Raw genomic sequence first — 16981 nt, forward strand, 5'->3', positions numbered from 1 at the left:
ATAGCCGTTAAACATCAGTGTGGGCACACGCTTGGAAAACAACCCGCCGCCAATGACCCGCTCGCTCGCTTGGGACCAACGCGGATGGTCTACCTCTGGGTTCACATTACTATAGAACCCGTATTCCCCTGCATTCGCCTTGTTCCAGCTGGTGGGCGGCTGCGTATCCGTCAGAGTGATCCGCACCACGGATTTGATCGATTTGTAGCCATACTTCCACGGCACCACCAAACGCAGCGGCGCGCCGTTCTGTTTAGGGATTTCCTTGCCGTAGATTCCGGTCGCCATAATCGTTAACGGGTGCATCGCCTCATCCAGCCGCAGCCCTTCGACATAGGGCCAGTCGAGCGCCTTATACGCGACACCCGGCATTTCATCGGGGCGCAGCGCGGTTTCAAACGACACGTATTTCGCACCTGACTGAACGCCGGCCATATTCAGCAGGTCGGCCAGTTCGAACCCGTTCCACGGCACCACCATCGACCACGCCTCGACGCAGCGGAAACGATAGATACGCTCTTCGATGCTCATCTGCTGCATGATGTCGTCGAAGCCATAGGCCCCCGGCTTATCGACCAACCCGTTGATCTGCACCGTCCAGGGTTCGATTGTCAGACGGTCTGCGTATTTTGCGGGGTCGTCCTTGCCGGTGCCGAATTCATAGTAGTTATTATAGCTGGTGATATCTTCATAGCTGTTGGGCGCAAGCCCCTCGGGCGCGGCAGAGGCACGGCCCGCCATACCGGCCAGCCCGATCCCCGCCAAAGCGCCCCCCATGATCTGACGTCTATTCAGAAATGTAGCATGCGGGGTGATGTCTTTGTCCGTTAGCGTGTTGATCCAGCGATAGGCCATAACAGGCGCTCCTTACCAATATACCGGAACAAGCCTACTGCGGGTTAGCGTGCCCACCAAACGCAATCCGTTACATTTCAAGGGACACACCGGAATGTCAGGGCACCTCATGCAAACAGGGCCGAGGTTTCCCCCGACCCTGCCCGTTCAAGTTATCGCACTCTATACTGACACTATATACTATGTGCTCAGTGGACCGTCGCCTCGTCCGGTTTCGCGCGATTGCTGGCAGCAACGCGGTCGCCGATGATCAGCCCTTCGGCACCGGCATGTACCGGAATAAGATCCCCGTCCAGCACATCACCGGCCAGAATCATCTCTGCCAACGGATCTTGCAGTGCACGCTGGATCACCCGTTTCAAAGGACGCGCCCCGAACACCGGATCATAGCCTTCGTCGGCCAGCCATTTGCGCGCAGCGTCGTCCAGATCCAACCCGATCTTACGACCGGCAAGTCGTTTGAGCAGACGGTTCATCTGAATATCGACGATCCCCGCCATGTCGCCACGTGCGAGACGGTCAAAGATCACCGTTTCATCCAGACGGTTCAGGAACTCGGGGCGGAAGTGGCCCCGCACCGCATCCATTACATCCCGCTTTGCCTGCACCATGTCGCCCCCGTCAGGAAGCTGGCTCAGCGCTTGGGCACCAAGGTTGCTGGTCAGCACAATCAACGTCTGCTTGAAGTCGACCTTGCGACCCTGACCGTCGGTCAACACACCATCGTCCAAGACCTGCAACAAGATGTTGAACACATCGGGGTGCGCTTTTTCGACCTCGTCGAACAGCACAACCTGATAAGGGCGACGCCGCACAGCTTCGGTCAACACACCGCCTTCGTCATAGCCGACATACCCCGGAGGCGCACCGATCAGACGGGCCACGGCGTGTTTCTCCATGAACTCCGACATGTCGATCCGCACCATTGCATTCTCGTCGTCGAACAGGAATTCGGCTACAGCTTTGGTCAGTTCGGTTTTACCCACGCCTGTTGGCCCAAGGAACAGGAAGCTGCCCAAGGGACGTGCCTCGTCGTTCAGGCCAGCACGCGCACGGCGGACCGCGTTCGACACGGCCTTGACCGCTTGGTTTTGGCCAATGACACGGTTGTGCAACTGGTCTTCCATCCGCAGCAGCTTGTCACGTTCACCCTCAAGCATACGGCCAGCTGGAATGCCGGTCCAACGCTCGACCACGCTCGCGATCTGATCCGGGCGTACGGCCTCTGCGACCATGACGTCTGCCTCGCTTTCCTCCGCTTCGCCGAGCTTGCGTTCCAACTGCGGGATCACACCATAGGAAAGCTCCCCCGCTTTGGCTAGATTGCCTTCGCGTTTGGCAATCTCAAGCTCGGCACGGGCGCGGTCCAACTGCTCTTTCAGCTCGCGCGCGCCTTCAAGGCGATCGCGCTCGCCCTGCCACTGCGCCGTCATTGCGTCTGCTTTTTCCTGCAGATCACCTAGCTCTTTCTCCAGCTTGTCCAACCGGTCCTTGCTGGCGACGTCGTCCTCTTTCTTCAATGCCTCTGCTTCAATCTGCAGCTGCATGATCTGGCGGTCCAGCGCGTCCAGCTCTTCGGGCTTGCTGTCGACCTCCATGCGCAGACGGCTGGCCGCCTCGTCCATCAAGTCAATGGCTTTGTCGGGCAAGAAGCGGTCCGTGATATAGCGGTGCGACAGCGTGGCCGCAGCAACAAGCGCAGAGTCACTGATCCGCACACCGTGGTGCAGCTCATACTTCTCTTTGATACCCCGCAAGATCGATATGGTGTCCTCGACCGTAGGTTCACTCACCATAACAGGCTGGAACCGACGGGCCAAAGCCGCGTCTTTCTCTACGTACTTGCGGTATTCATCCAAGGTCGTCGCACCAACGCAGTGCAATTCCCCCCGCGCCAAGGCAGGTTTGATCAGGTTGGCAGCATCCATTGCACCATCAGCCTTACCGGCACCGACCAGCGTGTGCATCTCGTCGATAAACAAGATCACCTCGCCCGCGGCTTCAGTCACTTCGGTCAGGACGGCTTTCAACCTCTCCTCGAACTCACCACGATATTTCGCGCCGGCAATCAATGCGCCCATGTCCAGCGCCAGCAGCCGTTTGTTGCGCAGCGATTCAGGGACGTCCCCATCAATGATACGCAGCGCGAGACCTTCGGCGATGGCGGTCTTACCCACCCCCGGTTCACCAATCAGCACCGGATTATTCTTTGTACGGCGGCTCAAAACCTGCATGGCACGGCGAATTTCCTCGTCCCGGCCAATGATCGGGTCGATTTTGCCTTCGCGGGCACGTTCGGTCAGGTCCAGACTATACTTCTTAAGCGCTTCATACCCGTCTTCGGCACTGGCGCTATCAGCCGTGCGGCCCTTGCGGATATCGTTGATGGCAGCGTTCAGACCCTGCGCGGTGACTTTGCCCGCGACCAATGCGTCCTTGGCACCGGATTTGACCATGGCAAGCGCCATCAGCACACGTTCTACCGGCACAAAGCTATCGCCTGCTTTTTTCGCAAGCGCTTCTGCTTCGGCCAGAACTTTGGCTGTGGTATTGTCCAGATAGACCTGTGCCGCATCGCCTGACACTTTTGGCAACTTACCCAAAGAGAGTGTCAGCGTTTCGGTAACGCGCGCCGGATTGCCACCCGCAGCGACAATCAGATTGCTTGCCAGCCCTTGGTCATCGTCCAACAACGCTTTTAGTAAATGTTCCGGCGTCAGCCGTTGGTGGCTTTCACGCGTCGCGATTGTTTGCGCAGCCTGAATGAAGCCGCGCGAACGTTCTGTAAACTTGCCCAAGTCCATGAGCTTCTCCTTTTCTCAAAGCGACCACGGGTGCGACGCCTGCTTGGCAGCGCGTCATTATGTGATCCTCGTATTAGGATTTGGGGACAGGCAGGGGCGGCTTCAAGAGAAGGCGCTCACAAATACGTCAACAAAAAAATGCGCATCAAGCCAATATTTGAACGGATGATGAAATTTAATCACACCGCGAAGTCATTGGATTCGCTGTAAAAATTACTGTTTCGCAAAATTCCGCTTATGGCAATAGGCAATCAAATAAAAGTTAATTGACTGTTTTTAAGGGAAAATTTACATTTATCCACAAGGGTAGCGACAATAGATGGAACTTTTTAGTCACACCCACGTTGTACCGGCAGAGAATGACAAAGCCGATCAAGCCAAGTTTAATCAGTACAACAAGTTTTGAGGTACGAACATGCAGACGCGCCAAATCCAGATGAACGACGTTATCTATAATGCGACAGAGCAATGCTTCGAGGCACTGGTTACTGTTCATGATGGCGATCGCTCCCGCAGATATGCCTGCGCAATCAATGCGCCGATGACAATGTCATTTGATCAAGCCGCCGAAGGGCTGACCAAACAGGCAGAACGTCGACACTTGGGCCGCGGCGGCATGCATTCGGAATTTCGCAGCATCAAACCATCGCCCCGCAGCGGTCGCCCACGGTTCGACCCCAAGGCTTGGTTGCAATCTGTTGCAAAGCTCAACGGCCACCGCGCCGCTTGATTTTCAGTTTCGGCGGAACTGCCTGTGCGCCCGTCCCGGCGCATGTCCCGCCCGATCCAGAGACTTCTGCCTGCCTGCACGTCTCTGACACTTGCCCGGACAGCCCTTGTGCTGCCCGGGTTTTTTTTGTGCCCGTCGCGAGGTGTTTGCGTAGACACGAGAGTATGAACGCCGTAAGCCTCCAGCGTTTGTCCAATTTCATTACTATCGGAGCCCGCCCCATGTCAGATGACCGCCTGATCGTCGCCCTTGATGTTCCCCATGCTGTTGCCGGCCTTGAACTCGCGAAAAAGCTTGGCGATACGGTGAGCTTTTACAAAATCGGATTGGGAATGCTGACAGGCGGCGGCATGGCGCTGGCAAATGAGCTCATCCAAGAGCATGGCAAACGCATTTTTCTGGATATGAAACTTTTTGACATCAGCGCGACCGTCGAAGCAGCGGTAAGGGGTCTTGCGCAGTTTGATCTTGATTTCCTGACTGTTCACGGCGACCCCCACGTGGTGCGCGCCGCGATGCAGGGTGCCGCGGGTTCGCGCACCAAAATTCTCGCAGTGACAATTCTGACGTCGCTGGACCGGAACGATCTGGACGCCGCTATGATCCAGGCGGGCGACATTCCCGATCTGGTACAAACCCGGGCCGGTCGTGCACTGGATGCAGGCGCCGACGGGGTCATCGCTTCCCCTCAAGAAGCCGCGCTGATCCGCGCCCTGCCAGAGGCAAAAGGCAAGCTGATCGTAACCCCCGGCGTACGCCCGACCGGTGCGGCTCTTGGCGATCAAAAACGGGTCGCGACGCCGGGCCAAGCGATCAAGGATGGCGCGGATCATATCGTCGTCGGCCGCCCGATCTGGCAAGCCGAAGACCCCGCAGCCGCCGCCCGAGCGGTCCTGGCAGAGCTGCCCTAATCACCCCCAAATGGCATCAAACCCGTTTAATAGCGTGCTTGGCCTATGTGATAAATCGGTAACAAACCCAAACTGGCTACCGATCAAGCCCAATTGCGTGTATGTTTTATGACATTCATATGGCAACCTTACTTTGGTGATACTCCCCGACGAGCTGGTTCTTCCTGAAGTTCGTCACCTCCCCCCGCTTTAGGCGGGGGTCTTTCTTTTCCCAGTCTAAATTTTGCACCCAGCCGCGAAATGATCGCGACGCGCCTGCCCATGGCGCAACGGCACGCAATCGAATAGACTTGCCTTAACCTTCCCTTAACCCCATTTATTCGCCATGCCCGCACTCTGCCGTGACTGCCTGTCCGAAATCACGCCTGCCCGCCGGTGCTCTGCCTGCGGCAGCCCGCGCATCACGTCGCATCCCGAATTATTTGACCTCTCCATCGCCCATATGGATTGCGATGCTTTTTATGCGTCGGTGGAAAAACGAGACAACCCCGCACTGAACGGTAAACCCGTGATCATCGGCGGCGGGCGGCGCGGCGTGGTATCGACCGCTTGCTATATCGCACGGGTCAAAGGGGTTCGATCCGCCATGCCGATGTTTCAGGCGCTCAAGCTCTGCCCCGAAGCGGTCATCATTAAGCCTCGCATGGACGCCTATGTCGAAGCCTCCCGTGCGATCCGCGCCTTGATGGAAGAGCTCACGCCTGCCCTGCAACCGCTGTCACTGGACGAGGCATTTTTGGACATGACCGGCACGACCAAGCTGCACGGTGCGCCCCCTGCGGTGATGCTCGCGCGGTTGGTGCGCCGGATGAAGCAAGAGCTGGGGCTGACCGGCTCTATCGGCCTGTCGCATAACAAGTTTCTGGCCAAGGTCGCCTCTGATCTAGATAAGCCACACGGGTTTTCGGTCATCGGCAAAGGGGAAACGCAGACATTTCTGACCGACAAACCGGTGAGCATGATCTGGGGCGTGGGCGCTGCCACCCTAGGGGCGCTGAACAAGGCGGGCATACGCACCTTTGCTGACCTGCTGCGGTGGGAACGGACCGATCTAATTGCCCGTTTCGGGAGCATGGGCGACCGCCTCTGGCATCTGGCCCGAGGCCAAGACAACCGTCGCGTTTCCGCGCACGAACCGATGAAATCCATTAGCAACGAAACCACCTTTAACGAGGACACCTCGGACCCCGAACTGCTGGACGGTCACCTGTGGCGCATGGCGCAAAAAGTGGCGGACCGCGCAAAGGCCAAAGAGCTTGCGGGGCGCGTTGTTGTTCTCAAGCTGAAGCGTGCCGATTTTTCGCTGATTACCCGGCGGGTGTCTTTGTATGACCCCACTCAGCTGGCCGACCGCATCTACCGCACTGCACGCGGGCTGTTTGATCAGCTGGGCGAGCCGGGGCCGTTCCGACTTCTGGGATGTGGCATTTCCGATCTTAGCGCCGCGGATGGGGCCGACACGGCGGGTGATCTGCTGGACCCCGATGCCGTGCGGCGTGGTCGGGCCGAACGGGCGACCGATGCCATCCGCAACCGGTTCGGGGACAAGGCCATCGTCAAAGGGCGCGCGCTGCGCTGATTATTCCGCCGCGAGCGCCAGGCTTTCAGGCCGGATACGCGCGATTTCAGCAACAACGCCGCTCAGCGCTTTTTGGACATCCTCGAAATCGCCATTGGGACGCACCAATGATTCGTTCATATACAGCGATCGGTCCAATTCGACCTGTACCGCGTGCTGCCCCCGCGCCGGACGGCCATAAGCCTGCGTGATATATGCCCCCGCAAAAGGCGTGTTTCGTGTGACGGTAAAACCCGCGCTCGAAAAAGCGGCTTCGATTTGATCAACGACATCGTTGCCGGCAGCCGCACCAAAACGGTCGCCTAACACAACATCGGGCCGCTTGAGCCCCATCCGCGCGACCCCTTCCATCGCCTCATGCGGCATGGAATGGCAATCCACGAGAATCGCCTGCCCGTGATCGGCACGGGCGTCATTCAGCAGGCTTTGCAGCATATCGTGATACGGCACCCAATACGCCGCGATTCGCTCTCGGGCTTCGTCGAGCGTCAATTTGCCCTGATAAATCGACCGCCCATTCGCCACAACGCGCGGGATAACCCCCAAACCCGAGGCCACCCGCGGGTTATGCGCCTGCCGACGCACCCCTTCGATCAAGGCGGGGTCCAGCTCGTCTCGCGACCGGTTCAGATCAAGGAACGCACGCGGGGCACCCGCCATCAGAAATGGAGCCCCGAAATGGGGGGCGGATTTGAACAAAAGATCAACGAACGCGTCCTCTGACGAGCGGATGCTATGCCCGTCCAACACTGTGGACCGCAGAAAGGAAAAGCTGTAATTCCGACCCGAATGGGGCGACGCGAACACCGTGCAGGAATGGGCTTGATCAGGGCGAACGACTTCGTAGGCGATGTGTGGCATTGTTGCACCTTTCAAAAATGAACATAGCGCATGTTTTTACAAAGCCAAAACCCCTTGATCATGCCTGCGACTCTATTTATAGACCCCGCTACTGGTGCAGATATTTCGTGCCCTGATTTGGTTCGGGGTGCAAATTTTGTGCTACATAGGGGGTGATTAGCTCAGCGGTAGAGCACTTCGTTGACATCGAAGGGGTCACTGGTTCGATCCCAGTATCGCCCACCACCTAATTCATGGCTCAGCATTCGCTGAGCTGCCCGCAACCCGGCGCTGGCCCGCGCCACGACACAGGAGAAAGACCATGAAGGTTCGCAATTCGCTCCGCTCGCTCAAGAATCGGCATCGTGACTGCCGCGTTGTGCGTCGCAAAGGCCGCGTTTACGTAATCAACAAAACGCAGCGCCGTTTCAAAGCCCGTCAGGGTTAAGCTTCGCGCGCATTTGATTAAAAGCCGCTCCTTCGGGGGCGGCTTTTTTCGTTTGGGCTGATGGAACATGCCACGCCCTGCGCCGGCACCCCGGCCATTCGCGGCTGGCCCCTTGCGATCCCCCCAATACCCCCTAGGTTCATCTTTAACTTCAAAAGATGAACTGAAAGGGATCTCATGACCGATCTGCCCGACTACACCCCACCCGCCGTATGGGAGTGGGAACCCGGCAACGGCGGTAAATTCGCCAACATCAACCGGCCCGTCGCAGGCCCGACCGCGGATAAAGAGCTGCCAGTCGGCGAACACCCCTATCAGCTTTACTCCCTCGCGACCCCCAATGGTGTCAAAGTCACCGTGCTGCTGGAAGAACTGCTGGCAGCGGGCCACAAAGGCGCCGAATATGACGCTTGGTTGATCAACATCGGCGAAGGCGACCAATTCGGGTCCGGCTTTGTCGAGATCAACCCGAACTCTAAAATCCCCGCGATGATGGACCGGTCCGGCGATGCGCCACAACGCTTGTTTGAATCCGGTTCGATCATGCTGCATCTGGCCGAGAAGTTCGGCGAATTCATCCCCAAAGACCCAAGCCAACGCACCGAATGTATGTCCTGGCTGTTCTGGCAGATGGGCAGTGCACCCTATCTGGGCGGCGGCTTTGGCCACTTCTACGCCTATGCGCCGGTCAAGATTAAATACTGCATCGACCGCTTCGCGATGGAAACCAAGCGTCAGCTGGACGTGTTGGACCGGCATCTGGCCGATAACGAATATATGGCGGGCGAGTATTCGATTGCGGATATGGCGATCTGGGCTTGGTATGGTCAGCTGGTTCTGGGGCGGCTTTATGATGCGGCTGAATTCCTGAACGTCGACTCGTATGAAAACCTGATGAAATGGGCCAAGAAAATCGATGCGCGACCCGCGGTGACGCGTGGCCGTATGGTCAACCGTCCCTTCGGTGAACCCGAAATGCAGCTGCACGAACGTCACGACGCCAGCGATTTCGACACCAAAACCCAAGACAAAATCGACGGCTAAACGACCGCGTCTTGCCGTCCCTGTGCGGCAAGACGCTTATCCTATAAATTCAGTCAAGTATTCCTTGATGTCTGACCTCAAATCTGTTTCTTACTCTTTTTATAAGTTTTACACAGATGGAGGTCACCTCATGACTTTTACGAAAACCACGTTCACGGCTGCCTTGTTGGCAACGGTTGCCCTACCCGCTTTTGCAGAAGGTCAGCTGAACCTCTATTCTGCACGTCACTACGACACTGACGAGCGTCTGTATTCGGACTTTACCGAGCAAACCGGCATCACTATTAACCGCATCGAAGGCAAAGCAGACGAGCTGCTGGCCCGTGTGGCTGCCGAGGGCGCGAACTCTCCTGCGGACGTACTGATCACCGTCGATACGAGCCGCCTGAGCCGCGCCAAGGAAATGGGCCTGCTGCAATCCGTTGACAGCGACATCCTCGAAGAGCGTATCCCAGGCAATCTGCAAGACGCCGACAACGAATGGTTCGGCTTTTCGCAGCGCGCGCGGATCATTTTTTACAGCAAGGATGCCGTAGACAACCCACCGCAAACCTATCTGGACCTCGCCGACCCGGCCTACGAGGGTCAGGTATGCATCCGTTCCTCTACCAATTCTTACAACCAGACGCTGCTGGCCGCTTTGGTTACGCACCACGGCGAAGAAAAAGCCACCGAATGGGCGCAGGGCGTTGTGAACAATATGGCACGCGCACCACAGGGCGGTGACACCGACCAGCTGCGCGGTCTGGTTTCGGGCGAATGCGAAATCTCTGTCTCGAACTCCTATTACTTTGCCCGCGCCATCCGTACCGACGTGGACGGGCTCAGCGCTGATATTGATAAAATCGACGTGGTTTTCCCTGACCAAGAAGGCAACGGCGCACACATGAACCTGTCCGGTGCCGGTGTTGCAGCCAATGCGCCAAACCGTGATAACGCGGTCAAATTCCTCGAGTACCTGTCCTCCGACAGCGCACAGTCCTACTTCTCTGCGGGCAACGACGAATACCCCGCCGTTCAGGGTGTGGAACTGGCAGAGTCGGTTGCCAAGCTCGGCGAATTCAAAGCAGACGAGGTCAACCTCTCGGAAGTGGCCAAGAACATTCCGGCTGCACAGAAAATCTTTAATGCGGTTGGCTGGGAATAATCCCAGCCTGCCACGGCAGAGACATGACATTGAACCGCATCGGCCTTTGGCCGGTGCGGTTTTTTCATGGGCGATGCAAAAGGGTTAGGTTTGGCGCCCGACCTGCCGGCAGATCAGGATGACCGGAAGCAGCCCCATCGCCACGATTACGAGGCTCGGCACCGCAGCCCCGTCCAGCCGTTCGTCGCTGGCCAGCCGGTAGGCCTGCACCGCAAGCGTGTCGTAGTTAAAAGGCCGCATGATCAAGGTCGCCGGCAGCTCTTTCATCACATCGACAAAGACGATCAACAGCGCGGTCAGCAGACTGGGCGACAGGATCGGCAGGTGAATACGGCGCAGCGTCCCCACGGGGGTCTCTCCGAGCGACCGTGCGGCGGAATCCATATTGGCATGCACCATCGCTTGTCCGCCCTCATACGCGCCCAATGCGGCCGCGAGGAAGCGCACCATATAGGCGGCCACCAGAAGCCAGATCGACCCCGTCACCAACAAACCGGTCGAGATGTCAAAGGTGCTGCGCATCCATGCGTCAAGCTGGTTATCGAATGTCGCGAAAGGTACCATCAGCCCCACCGCGATCACCCCGCCCGGCACCGCATAGCCAAGACGCGCAATATACCCCGCCCCAAAGGACAGCTTGCCCGGACGTAGCCGCTGGAAGAAGCCAACGCAGACCGCCGCGGCCACGGTCAGCACCGCAGCCACCCCCGCCAGCGTGGCAGAGTTACGGATGAAGCCCAGATAGCGCGGGCTGAGCAGGTCCTGCTCTGACCCTGTGCCCATCCAGATCAGCACAATGACCGGTAGGATCGCACCAAAGATCACGGGGATACCGCAGGCCAACAGCGCCGCAGCAGCACGCCAGCCTGTCAGCGGTGCCGGAGGCATGGCCACGGCACGGCGGGCCGGATCATGGTACTTCGCCTTGCCACGCTGGATACGCTCAAGCATCGCGAGCAGCAGCGCAAAGCTGAGCAAGCACAGCGCGAGCTGCGCCGCACCAGCGCGGTCGAACAGGGAGAACCAGCTGGTGTAGATCCCTGTGGCAAAAGTCTGCACCCCAAAATAGGCGACGGTCCCGAAATCGGCGATCGTCTCCATCACCGTCAGCAGGACGCCTGCGGCAATCGCAGGGCGCGCCAGCGGCAGGCTGACCTTAAAGAACGCGGCCCATGCACTGCTGCCTAAAGCACGCGCTGCCAGAAACGTCGTGGCGGATTGCTGCAAGAAGGCCGCACGCGCCAGCAGGTAGACATAGGGGTAAAGCACCAGCACCAACATCAGCGCCGCCCCCCCCAAAGACCGTATCTCGGGGAACCAGTAATCGCGCGGGCCCCAGCCTGTCAGGTCACGCAGAGCGGTCTGCACAATGCCCGGATGGTCAAGGATATGCGTATAGGCATAGGCCAATACATAGGCAGGAAAAGCCAGCGGCAGCACCAGCGCGATCTCAAGCACGCGCGCACCGGGAAAGCGCGTCATGGTGACCAGCCACGCGGTCCCGACGCCCAAGGCAAAGGTCCCCATCGCGACCATTGCCACCAAGAGCAGCGTCGTGCCAGCATAGCCCAGCAGAACAGTATCGATCAGATGGCGCACCGTATCGGTGCCCCCGACCAATGCAGCCAGCAGTACGGCAATCATAGGCAAGGCACAGGTCGCTGCAATCGCGACCGCAACCCCCGCCAGCAAACGCACGCCATCGCGCGATTTTTTCACGGCGGCGGGGCTTGTATTTATATCCTGTGTCGTCATGCGATTGGTTTCGACTAATTCAGTCGGAAATACCAGCGGGATGACTGAAAATTGTACTGCCGCCCCATGCGCAAAGGCGTGATCTTGCCTTTGCGGCCTGTTTCACGCCGGACACCGGCGCGATTTAGTCATAGCTACGCTGGTCTTCGATCACCAAGCCATCGTTCGGCAGGCTTCCGGGGGCGGCCAGCACGACCTTGCCCTTCAGCTTGAGCAGCGCCGCGACAGAGGCACCGTAGGCTTCGGTATCGTCGCCTGTCGTCTCAAGGTGGACAGTCATCACGTCTTGTTCGTTCGCGCGGCTTGCCACAATGCGGGCTTTAGTTACCTCGGGGTGCTGCGCGACAAGGGCGGCGACCTGTTCGGGGCGCACGAACATCCCCTTGATCTTGGTGGTCTGATCTGCACGGCCCATCCAGCCCTTGATCCGCATATTGGTACGACCGCAGGGCGACGCCCCCGGCAAAACCGCACTCAGATCGCCTGTCGCGAAACGGATCAACGGATAATCGGGGTTCAACGTAGTGACCACGACCTCGCCTACATCACCGGGTGCGACGGGCGTGCCCGTACCGGGGGTCACGATCTCGACGATCACATTCTCGTCCACGATCATGCCCTCTGCGGCGGGGCTTTCATAAGCGATGTTTCCCAAATCGGCTGTCGCATAGCTTTGCAGACAGGTTATGCCGCGCTGCGCATAATAGTCGCGCAAGGATGGGAACAACGCACCGCCACCAACGGCGGCTTTGGTGATGCCAAGTGTCACCCCCATCTCGTCGGCTTTTTCCAAAATGATCTTGAGGTAATCTGGCGTGCCGGCATAGGCGGTCGTGCCGATATCACGGGCCGCGATGACCTGCAGTTCGGTCTGGCCGGTGCCCGCAGGCAAAACCGCCGCCCCCACAGCCCGCGCACCGGATTCAAAGATCATCCCCGCCGGCGTCAGATGATAGCCAAAGCAGTTCTGCACGATGTCGCCTTTACCGATCCCCACCGCATGCAGGAACCGCCCCATACGCCACCAGTCCGGCGCATCGGAGGATGGTTCGTAGATCGGGCCTGGAGACTGGAAGATATGGGTGAACGCATGCGCAGGCCTGGTTGTGAAACCGCCAAAGGGCGCCGATTGCGCCTGCTGTTTGCCGATCTCGGATTTGGGCAGGACGGGCAACGTGGCAAGATCGTCAGCGCTGGTGATCGTTTCTGCTGTGACCCCGTCCAGCGATCCTGCATAACCCGGCAGCGCCTGCGCCCGTGCGATCTGGGCTGGCAAAGAGCGGGCGAGGTCAGCCGCCCGCGTCTCTGGGCTGCGGGTCTCTAGGCGGTCAAAGTGGGACGTCTGTGCCATGTCGCTTGCTCGCAATTCATTTGGGTGATCAGGAAATGGAAGGGTCGTGAGGCGTGCGCTAGATCAACTGAGCCAGCGTTTGCGGCGACGGTAGCTGCGCACATCGCGGAACGATTTGCGCCCGTCGTCCGACATGCCAAGGTAAAATTCCTTAACGTCCTGGTTCTCGCGCAGATCCGCAGCAGGGCCGTCCATTACGACGCGACCGGATTCCAGAATATAGCCATAGTGCGCAAAGCGCAGCGCGACGTTGGTGTTTTGCTCGGCCAGCAAGAACGTTACGCCTTCGTTTTCGTTCACCGATTTGACGATCTCGAAAATCTGCTCAACCAGCTGCGGTGCAAGGCCCATCGACGGCTCGTCCAGCAGGATCGTTTCGGGACGCGACATCAAGGCGCGACCGATCGCACACATCTGCTGTTCCCCGCCCGAGGTATAGCCCGCCTGCGATTTGCGCCGTTCGCGCAGCCGCGGGAAATATTCATAGACCATCTCTAGATCACGCGCGATGGCCGCCTTGCCGTCGCTGCGGGTATAGGCCCCGGTCAGCAGGTTCTCTTCGATGGTGAGGTGCTCGAAACAGTGACGCCCCTCCATTACTTGCACGACACCGCGTTTCACCATATCTGCAGGGCCCGAGTTATGGACCGGCTCGTTACGGTATTTGATCGACCCTTTGGTAACCTCGCCGCGTTCTGAATGCAGAAGGTTGGAGACCGCCTTGAGCGTCGTCGTCTTGCCCGCGCCATTGCCGCCCAACAAGGCCGTGATACCGCCCTTGGGCACCTTCAGGCTCACGCCCTTTAGCACCAGAATGACCGAGTTGTAGATCACCTCGATATTATTGACCTCAAGAAGGGTCTCGACCTGCGCGTCGGGCGTTGGGGTGGCATCCAGCATGGGTGTCTCTTTCACTAGGTGGCGTGGGGATCGGACGCGGCAGCACTGCCGCCGCGCCCTTGTTTAATGGCTGCGTTTAGCAGCTGGGTTCGATACCGGATTCTGCTGCAAAGGCCTGCGCATCTTCGGTGACCAGCGGGGCCAGCACGTCTTGGTCCGACTGGATATAGTCAGTGATCAGGCTCCAGCTGTCGGCCGCTGCATCCCATTGCGCCACAGCACCAAAGCCGTTGCCGCCATGGTTTTCGCACGACACGGTGAACTCCGGCCCGAAGTTGGGCAGACCCAGATCCGCCATTTTGGCTTCGGTGATTTCCAGTGCCTCCATGCCATCACGCATCTGCGCCGGTGTCAGCGCCTTGGTGTCGTGAATGCCCTGTGCCGTTTTGGCAGCTTCAGCCGCCAGCATCGCCGCATAAAGACCACGGTTATACAAAGCGGTCCCGATCTGGTCGCCCGCGCCTGCCGCTTTACCTGCATCAACAACAAACTTCTGGATGTCGTCGAAGACGGGGAAGTCATCGCCCACATTGTGGAAGGTCAGCGCCTTGTAGCCGTTGGCTTTTTCGCCTGCTGGACGCACGTCGTTTTCAGAACCGGACCACCAGATGCCGATGAACTGATCCATCGGATAGCGGATGTTCGCGGCCTCTTGGACGGCGACCTGATTCATCACGCCCCAACCGTACATGATCACGTTGTCCGGCTTTTCACGACGGATCTGCAACCACTGGGATTTCTGTTCCTGACCGGGGTGGTCAACGGGCAACAGCGAAAGTTCGAACCCGTGCTTTTTGCCAAGCTCTTCCAGCGTGCGGATAGGCTCTTTGCCGTAGGCAGAGTTGTGATAGACCAGCGCGATCTTCTTACCTTCAAGGCTGCCACCGTTCAGATCCAGCAAGTGCTTGATCGCGACCGATGCGCCGTCCCAGTAGTTCGCGGGGTAGTTAAAGATGTTGCTAAAGACTGACCCGTCTTTGGCCGATGTGCGGCCATAGCCCATCGAGTGGACAGGAATGCCGTCTGCCGTAGCTTTAGGGATCAGCTGGTAGGTGATGCCAGTAGACAGCGGCTGATAGACCAACGCGCCTTCGCCCTTGGTGCTTTCATAGCATTCCACACCTTTTTCGGTGTTATAGCCGGTTTCGCATTCGATCATCCGGATCGGTTCACCACCGATGCCGCCGTCACGTTCGTTCAGCAGCGTAAAATAATCCGCATAGCCGTCGGCAAACGGAATGCCATTCGCCGCATAGGGGCCCGTGCGATAGCTGAGCGACGGGAATACAAGCTCTGCCATTGCGGGGCCCGCAGCCAGAGCAGCGCCTAGCGCCAACGTAGTCATCTTCAGTTTCATCGGTGTTTCCTCCCTTGGATGTATCCGATCTTGCCGGGTTGTCCCGGTCGTCTTCTTCGGCCTTGGGTCTCCTCCCCCGTTGGCCATGCCGCCCCCCGCTAGTGCGGGAAGGGCCACAATCTCAGTTTTTCCTTGGCGACGCGCCACAGCTGCGCCAGCCCGTGCGGTTCCGCGATCAAGAAGATGATGATCAACCCGCCCACAATCACAAGCTGCAAGTGCGCCACGATATCCGTCGGCCAACCCAGCCAGTCGACGCCCACGATTTTCAGGGCCACAGGCAAGAGCACAAGGAACGCGGCCCCGGCAAAGCTGCCAAAGATCGACCCCAGCCCGCCGATGATGATCATAAAGAGCACAAGGAATGATTTCTGGATACCAAAGACTTCGCCGACCTCGACCGCGCCCAAATAGACAGAAAAGAACAACGCACCCGAGATACCGATAAAGAACGAGCTGACCGCAAAGGCCGTCAGTTTTGCCCGCAGTGGGTTCACCCCGATGATCTCGGCCGCGATATCCATGTCACGGATCGCCATCCATTTGCGCCCCACCGACCCGCGGGTCAGGTTCCGCGCCACATAGGCACTGAAAATCACGAACATCAGGCAAAACAGATAGGTCGCCCAAGCTTCGGTATTCGGGCCCGTGACCTCGATCCCGAAAAAGGTCCGTTCAGGCGCACTGATCTGGCCCGAGGCAGAGTAGTTGTAGAACCACGGCACACGGTTAAAGAGCCACACCAGAAAAAACTGCGCCGCCAACGTGGCCACAGCCAGATAGAACCCTTTGATCCGCAGTGACGGCAGGCCGAACAACACGCCGACACAGGCCGTGACCAGACCCGACAGCAGCACATGCACCAGCATGCTGACTTCGGGAAAAGCCGTCATGAACTTGTAGCAGGCATAGGCCCCCACAGCCATAAAGCCGCCGGTCCCCAGACTGACCTGTCCGCAATAGCCCACCAGGATATTCAACCCGATCGCCGCGATGGCGTAGATCAGGAACGGCAGGAACAGCGAGTTCACCCAGTAGTCGTTGATCATAAACGGGATCACCGCGATGGCGATGAACAGCACAAAGTAATAGCGATACCGGTCAAACTTGATCGGAAACGTCTGGCTATCTTCCGCATAGGTGGAGCTGAAATCCCCTGATTCACGATAAAGCATCAGATGCGCCCCTCATTCCAAATGGTTTTAATTCCTGGGGCCCGAACCCTACACATTGGCAAAGCCCCAGTCAGGGAGTTGCCAA

14 protein-coding genes and 1 tRNA gene (1 of these 15 running past the window's edge) are annotated in these 16981 nt (G+C 58.4%); 7 read left to right on the forward strand and 8 right to left on the reverse strand.

The features are described 5' to 3' along the window. On the reverse strand, positions 1-855 hold the 5' portion of the coding sequence (gene msrP, locus ACVBAU_RS00260) for a protein-methionine-sulfoxide reductase catalytic subunit MsrP (protein ID WP_448327215.1). It extends 54 nt beyond the left edge of the window; only the first 855 of its 909 coding nucleotides appear in the window; its start codon is at positions 853-855; its stop codon lies beyond the left edge, outside the window. A gap of 188 nt (positions 856-1043) precedes the next feature. Next, positions 1044-3659, reverse strand: coding sequence for an ATP-dependent chaperone ClpB (gene clpB, locus ACVBAU_RS00265; protein WP_448327217.1), 2616 nt, complete (start codon positions 3657-3659; stop codon positions 1044-1046). A gap of 415 nt (positions 3660-4074) precedes the next feature. Here clpB and ACVBAU_RS00270 point away from each other — a divergent pair, with 415 nt between their 5' ends. The 3 genes from ACVBAU_RS00270 (at position 4075) to ACVBAU_RS00280 (ending at position 6879) form a co-directional block, all read left to right on the forward strand. Continuing rightward, complete coding sequence (locus ACVBAU_RS00270) at positions 4075-4389, forward strand: orotidine 5-phosphate decarboxylase (RefSeq protein ID WP_138924918.1); 315 nt, start codon at positions 4075-4077, stop codon at positions 4387-4389. Positions 4390-4610: 221 nt separating this feature from the next. After that, complete coding sequence (gene pyrF, locus ACVBAU_RS00275) at positions 4611-5300, forward strand: orotidine-5'-phosphate decarboxylase (protein ID WP_323803785.1); 690 nt, start codon at positions 4611-4613, stop codon at positions 5298-5300. A 325-nt stretch (positions 5301-5625) separates the two neighbouring features. Then, on the forward strand, positions 5626-6879 hold the full coding sequence (locus tag ACVBAU_RS00280) for a DNA polymerase IV (protein ID WP_448327219.1): 1254 nt from the start codon (positions 5626-5628) through the stop codon (positions 6877-6879). Here ACVBAU_RS00280 and ACVBAU_RS00285 read toward each other — a convergent pair whose 3' ends face one another. Next, positions 6880-7740 (reverse strand): N-formylglutamate amidohydrolase, encoded by an 861-nt coding sequence (locus ACVBAU_RS00285; protein ID WP_138924915.1) that lies wholly within the window; start codon positions 7738-7740, stop codon positions 6880-6882. 150 nt (positions 7741-7890) lie between these two features. Here ACVBAU_RS00285 and ACVBAU_RS00290 point away from each other — a divergent pair. The 4 genes from ACVBAU_RS00290 to ACVBAU_RS00305 all read left to right on the forward strand — a co-directional run bounded on the left by ACVBAU_RS00290 (position 7891) and on the right by ACVBAU_RS00305 (position 10358). Next, positions 7891-7965: transfer RNA gene (locus tag ACVBAU_RS00290), tRNA-Val, on the forward strand. A 76-nt stretch (positions 7966-8041) separates the two neighbouring features. Continuing rightward, entirely contained in the window at positions 8042-8167 is a 126-nt protein-coding gene (gene ykgO / locus ACVBAU_RS00295) for a type B 50S ribosomal protein L36 (protein ID WP_005850168.1), read from the forward strand. A 177-nt stretch (positions 8168-8344) separates the two neighbouring features. Beyond that, positions 8345-9211: a glutathione-dependent disulfide-bond oxidoreductase gene (gene yghU / locus ACVBAU_RS00300; protein WP_138924914.1), complete on the forward strand. Its 867-nt coding sequence runs from the start codon at positions 8345-8347 to the stop codon at positions 9209-9211. Positions 9212-9341: 130 nt separating this feature from the next. Beyond that, positions 9342-10358, forward strand: a complete 1017-nt coding sequence (locus ACVBAU_RS00305) for a Fe(3+) ABC transporter substrate-binding protein (protein WP_138924913.1) — start codon at positions 9342-9344, stop codon at positions 10356-10358. Between the two features lie 84 nt (positions 10359-10442). On the opposite strand, the gene ACVBAU_RS00310 is transcribed toward ACVBAU_RS00305, so the two are convergent. The 5 genes from ACVBAU_RS00310 to ACVBAU_RS00330 all read right to left on the reverse strand — a co-directional run bounded on the left by ACVBAU_RS00310 (position 10443) and on the right by ACVBAU_RS00330 (position 16896). Next, entirely contained in the window at positions 10443-12113 is a 1671-nt protein-coding gene (locus ACVBAU_RS00310; RefSeq protein WP_138924912.1) for an ABC transporter permease, read from the reverse strand. A gap of 124 nt (positions 12114-12237) precedes the next feature. Then, positions 12238-13464, reverse strand: a complete 1227-nt coding sequence (locus tag ACVBAU_RS00315) for a phenylacetate--CoA ligase family protein (protein ID WP_448327225.1) — start codon at positions 13462-13464, stop codon at positions 12238-12240. Between the two features lie 63 nt (positions 13465-13527). Beyond that, positions 13528-14364 (reverse strand): ABC transporter ATP-binding protein, encoded by an 837-nt coding sequence (locus ACVBAU_RS00320; RefSeq protein ID WP_138924910.1) that lies wholly within the window; start codon positions 14362-14364, stop codon positions 13528-13530. 76 nt (positions 14365-14440) lie between these two features. Continuing rightward, on the reverse strand, positions 14441-15721 hold the full coding sequence (locus ACVBAU_RS00325) for an ABC transporter substrate-binding protein (protein WP_138924909.1): 1281 nt from the start codon (positions 15719-15721) through the stop codon (positions 14441-14443). Positions 15722-15819: 98 nt separating this feature from the next. Then, complete coding sequence (locus ACVBAU_RS00330; RefSeq protein ID WP_138924908.1) at positions 15820-16896, reverse strand: branched-chain amino acid ABC transporter permease; 1077 nt, start codon at positions 16894-16896, stop codon at positions 15820-15822. Positions 16897-16981: the final 85 nt, after the last annotated feature.

The organism is Sulfitobacter sp. M13 (genome assembly GCF_053474885.1).

Bases quoted from the DNA above. Each gene is read 5' to 3' on its own strand.
- clpB (WP_448327217.1), bottom strand. From the start codon at position 3,659: ATGGACTTGGGCAAGTTTACAGAACGTTCGCGCGGCTTCATTCAGGCT.
- ACVBAU_RS00270 (WP_138924918.1), top strand. From the start codon at position 4,075: ATGCAGACGCGCCAAATCCAGATGAACGACGTTATCTATAATGCGACA.
- pyrF (WP_323803785.1), top strand. From the start codon at position 4,611: ATGTCAGATGACCGCCTGATCGTCGCCCTTGATGTTCCCCATGCTGTT.
- ACVBAU_RS00280 (WP_448327219.1), top strand. From the start codon at position 5,626: ATGCCCGCACTCTGCCGTGACTGCCTGTCCGAAATCACGCCTGCCCGC.
- ACVBAU_RS00285 (WP_138924915.1), bottom strand. From the start codon at position 7,740: ATGCCACACATCGCCTACGAAGTCGTTCGCCCTGATCAAGCCCATTCC.
- ykgO (WP_005850168.1), top strand. From the start codon at position 8,042: ATGAAGGTTCGCAATTCGCTCCGCTCGCTCAAGAATCGGCATCGTGAC.
- yghU (WP_138924914.1), top strand. From the start codon at position 8,345: ATGACCGATCTGCCCGACTACACCCCACCCGCCGTATGGGAGTGGGAA.
- ACVBAU_RS00305 (WP_138924913.1), top strand. From the start codon at position 9,342: ATGACTTTTACGAAAACCACGTTCACGGCTGCCTTGTTGGCAACGGTT.
- ACVBAU_RS00310 (WP_138924912.1), bottom strand. From the start codon at position 12,113: ATGACGACACAGGATATAAATACAAGCCCCGCCGCCGTGAAAAAATCG.
- ACVBAU_RS00315 (WP_448327225.1), bottom strand. From the start codon at position 13,464: ATGGCACAGACGTCCCACTTTGACCGCCTAGAGACCCGCAGCCCAGAG.
- ACVBAU_RS00320 (WP_138924910.1), bottom strand. From the start codon at position 14,364: ATGCTGGATGCCACCCCAACGCCCGACGCGCAGGTCGAGACCCTTCTT.
- ACVBAU_RS00325 (WP_138924909.1), bottom strand. From the start codon at position 15,721: ATGAAACTGAAGATGACTACGTTGGCGCTAGGCGCTGCTCTGGCTGCG.
- ACVBAU_RS00330 (WP_138924908.1), bottom strand. From the start codon at position 16,896: ATGCTTTATCGTGAATCAGGGGATTTCAGCTCCACCTATGCGGAAGAT.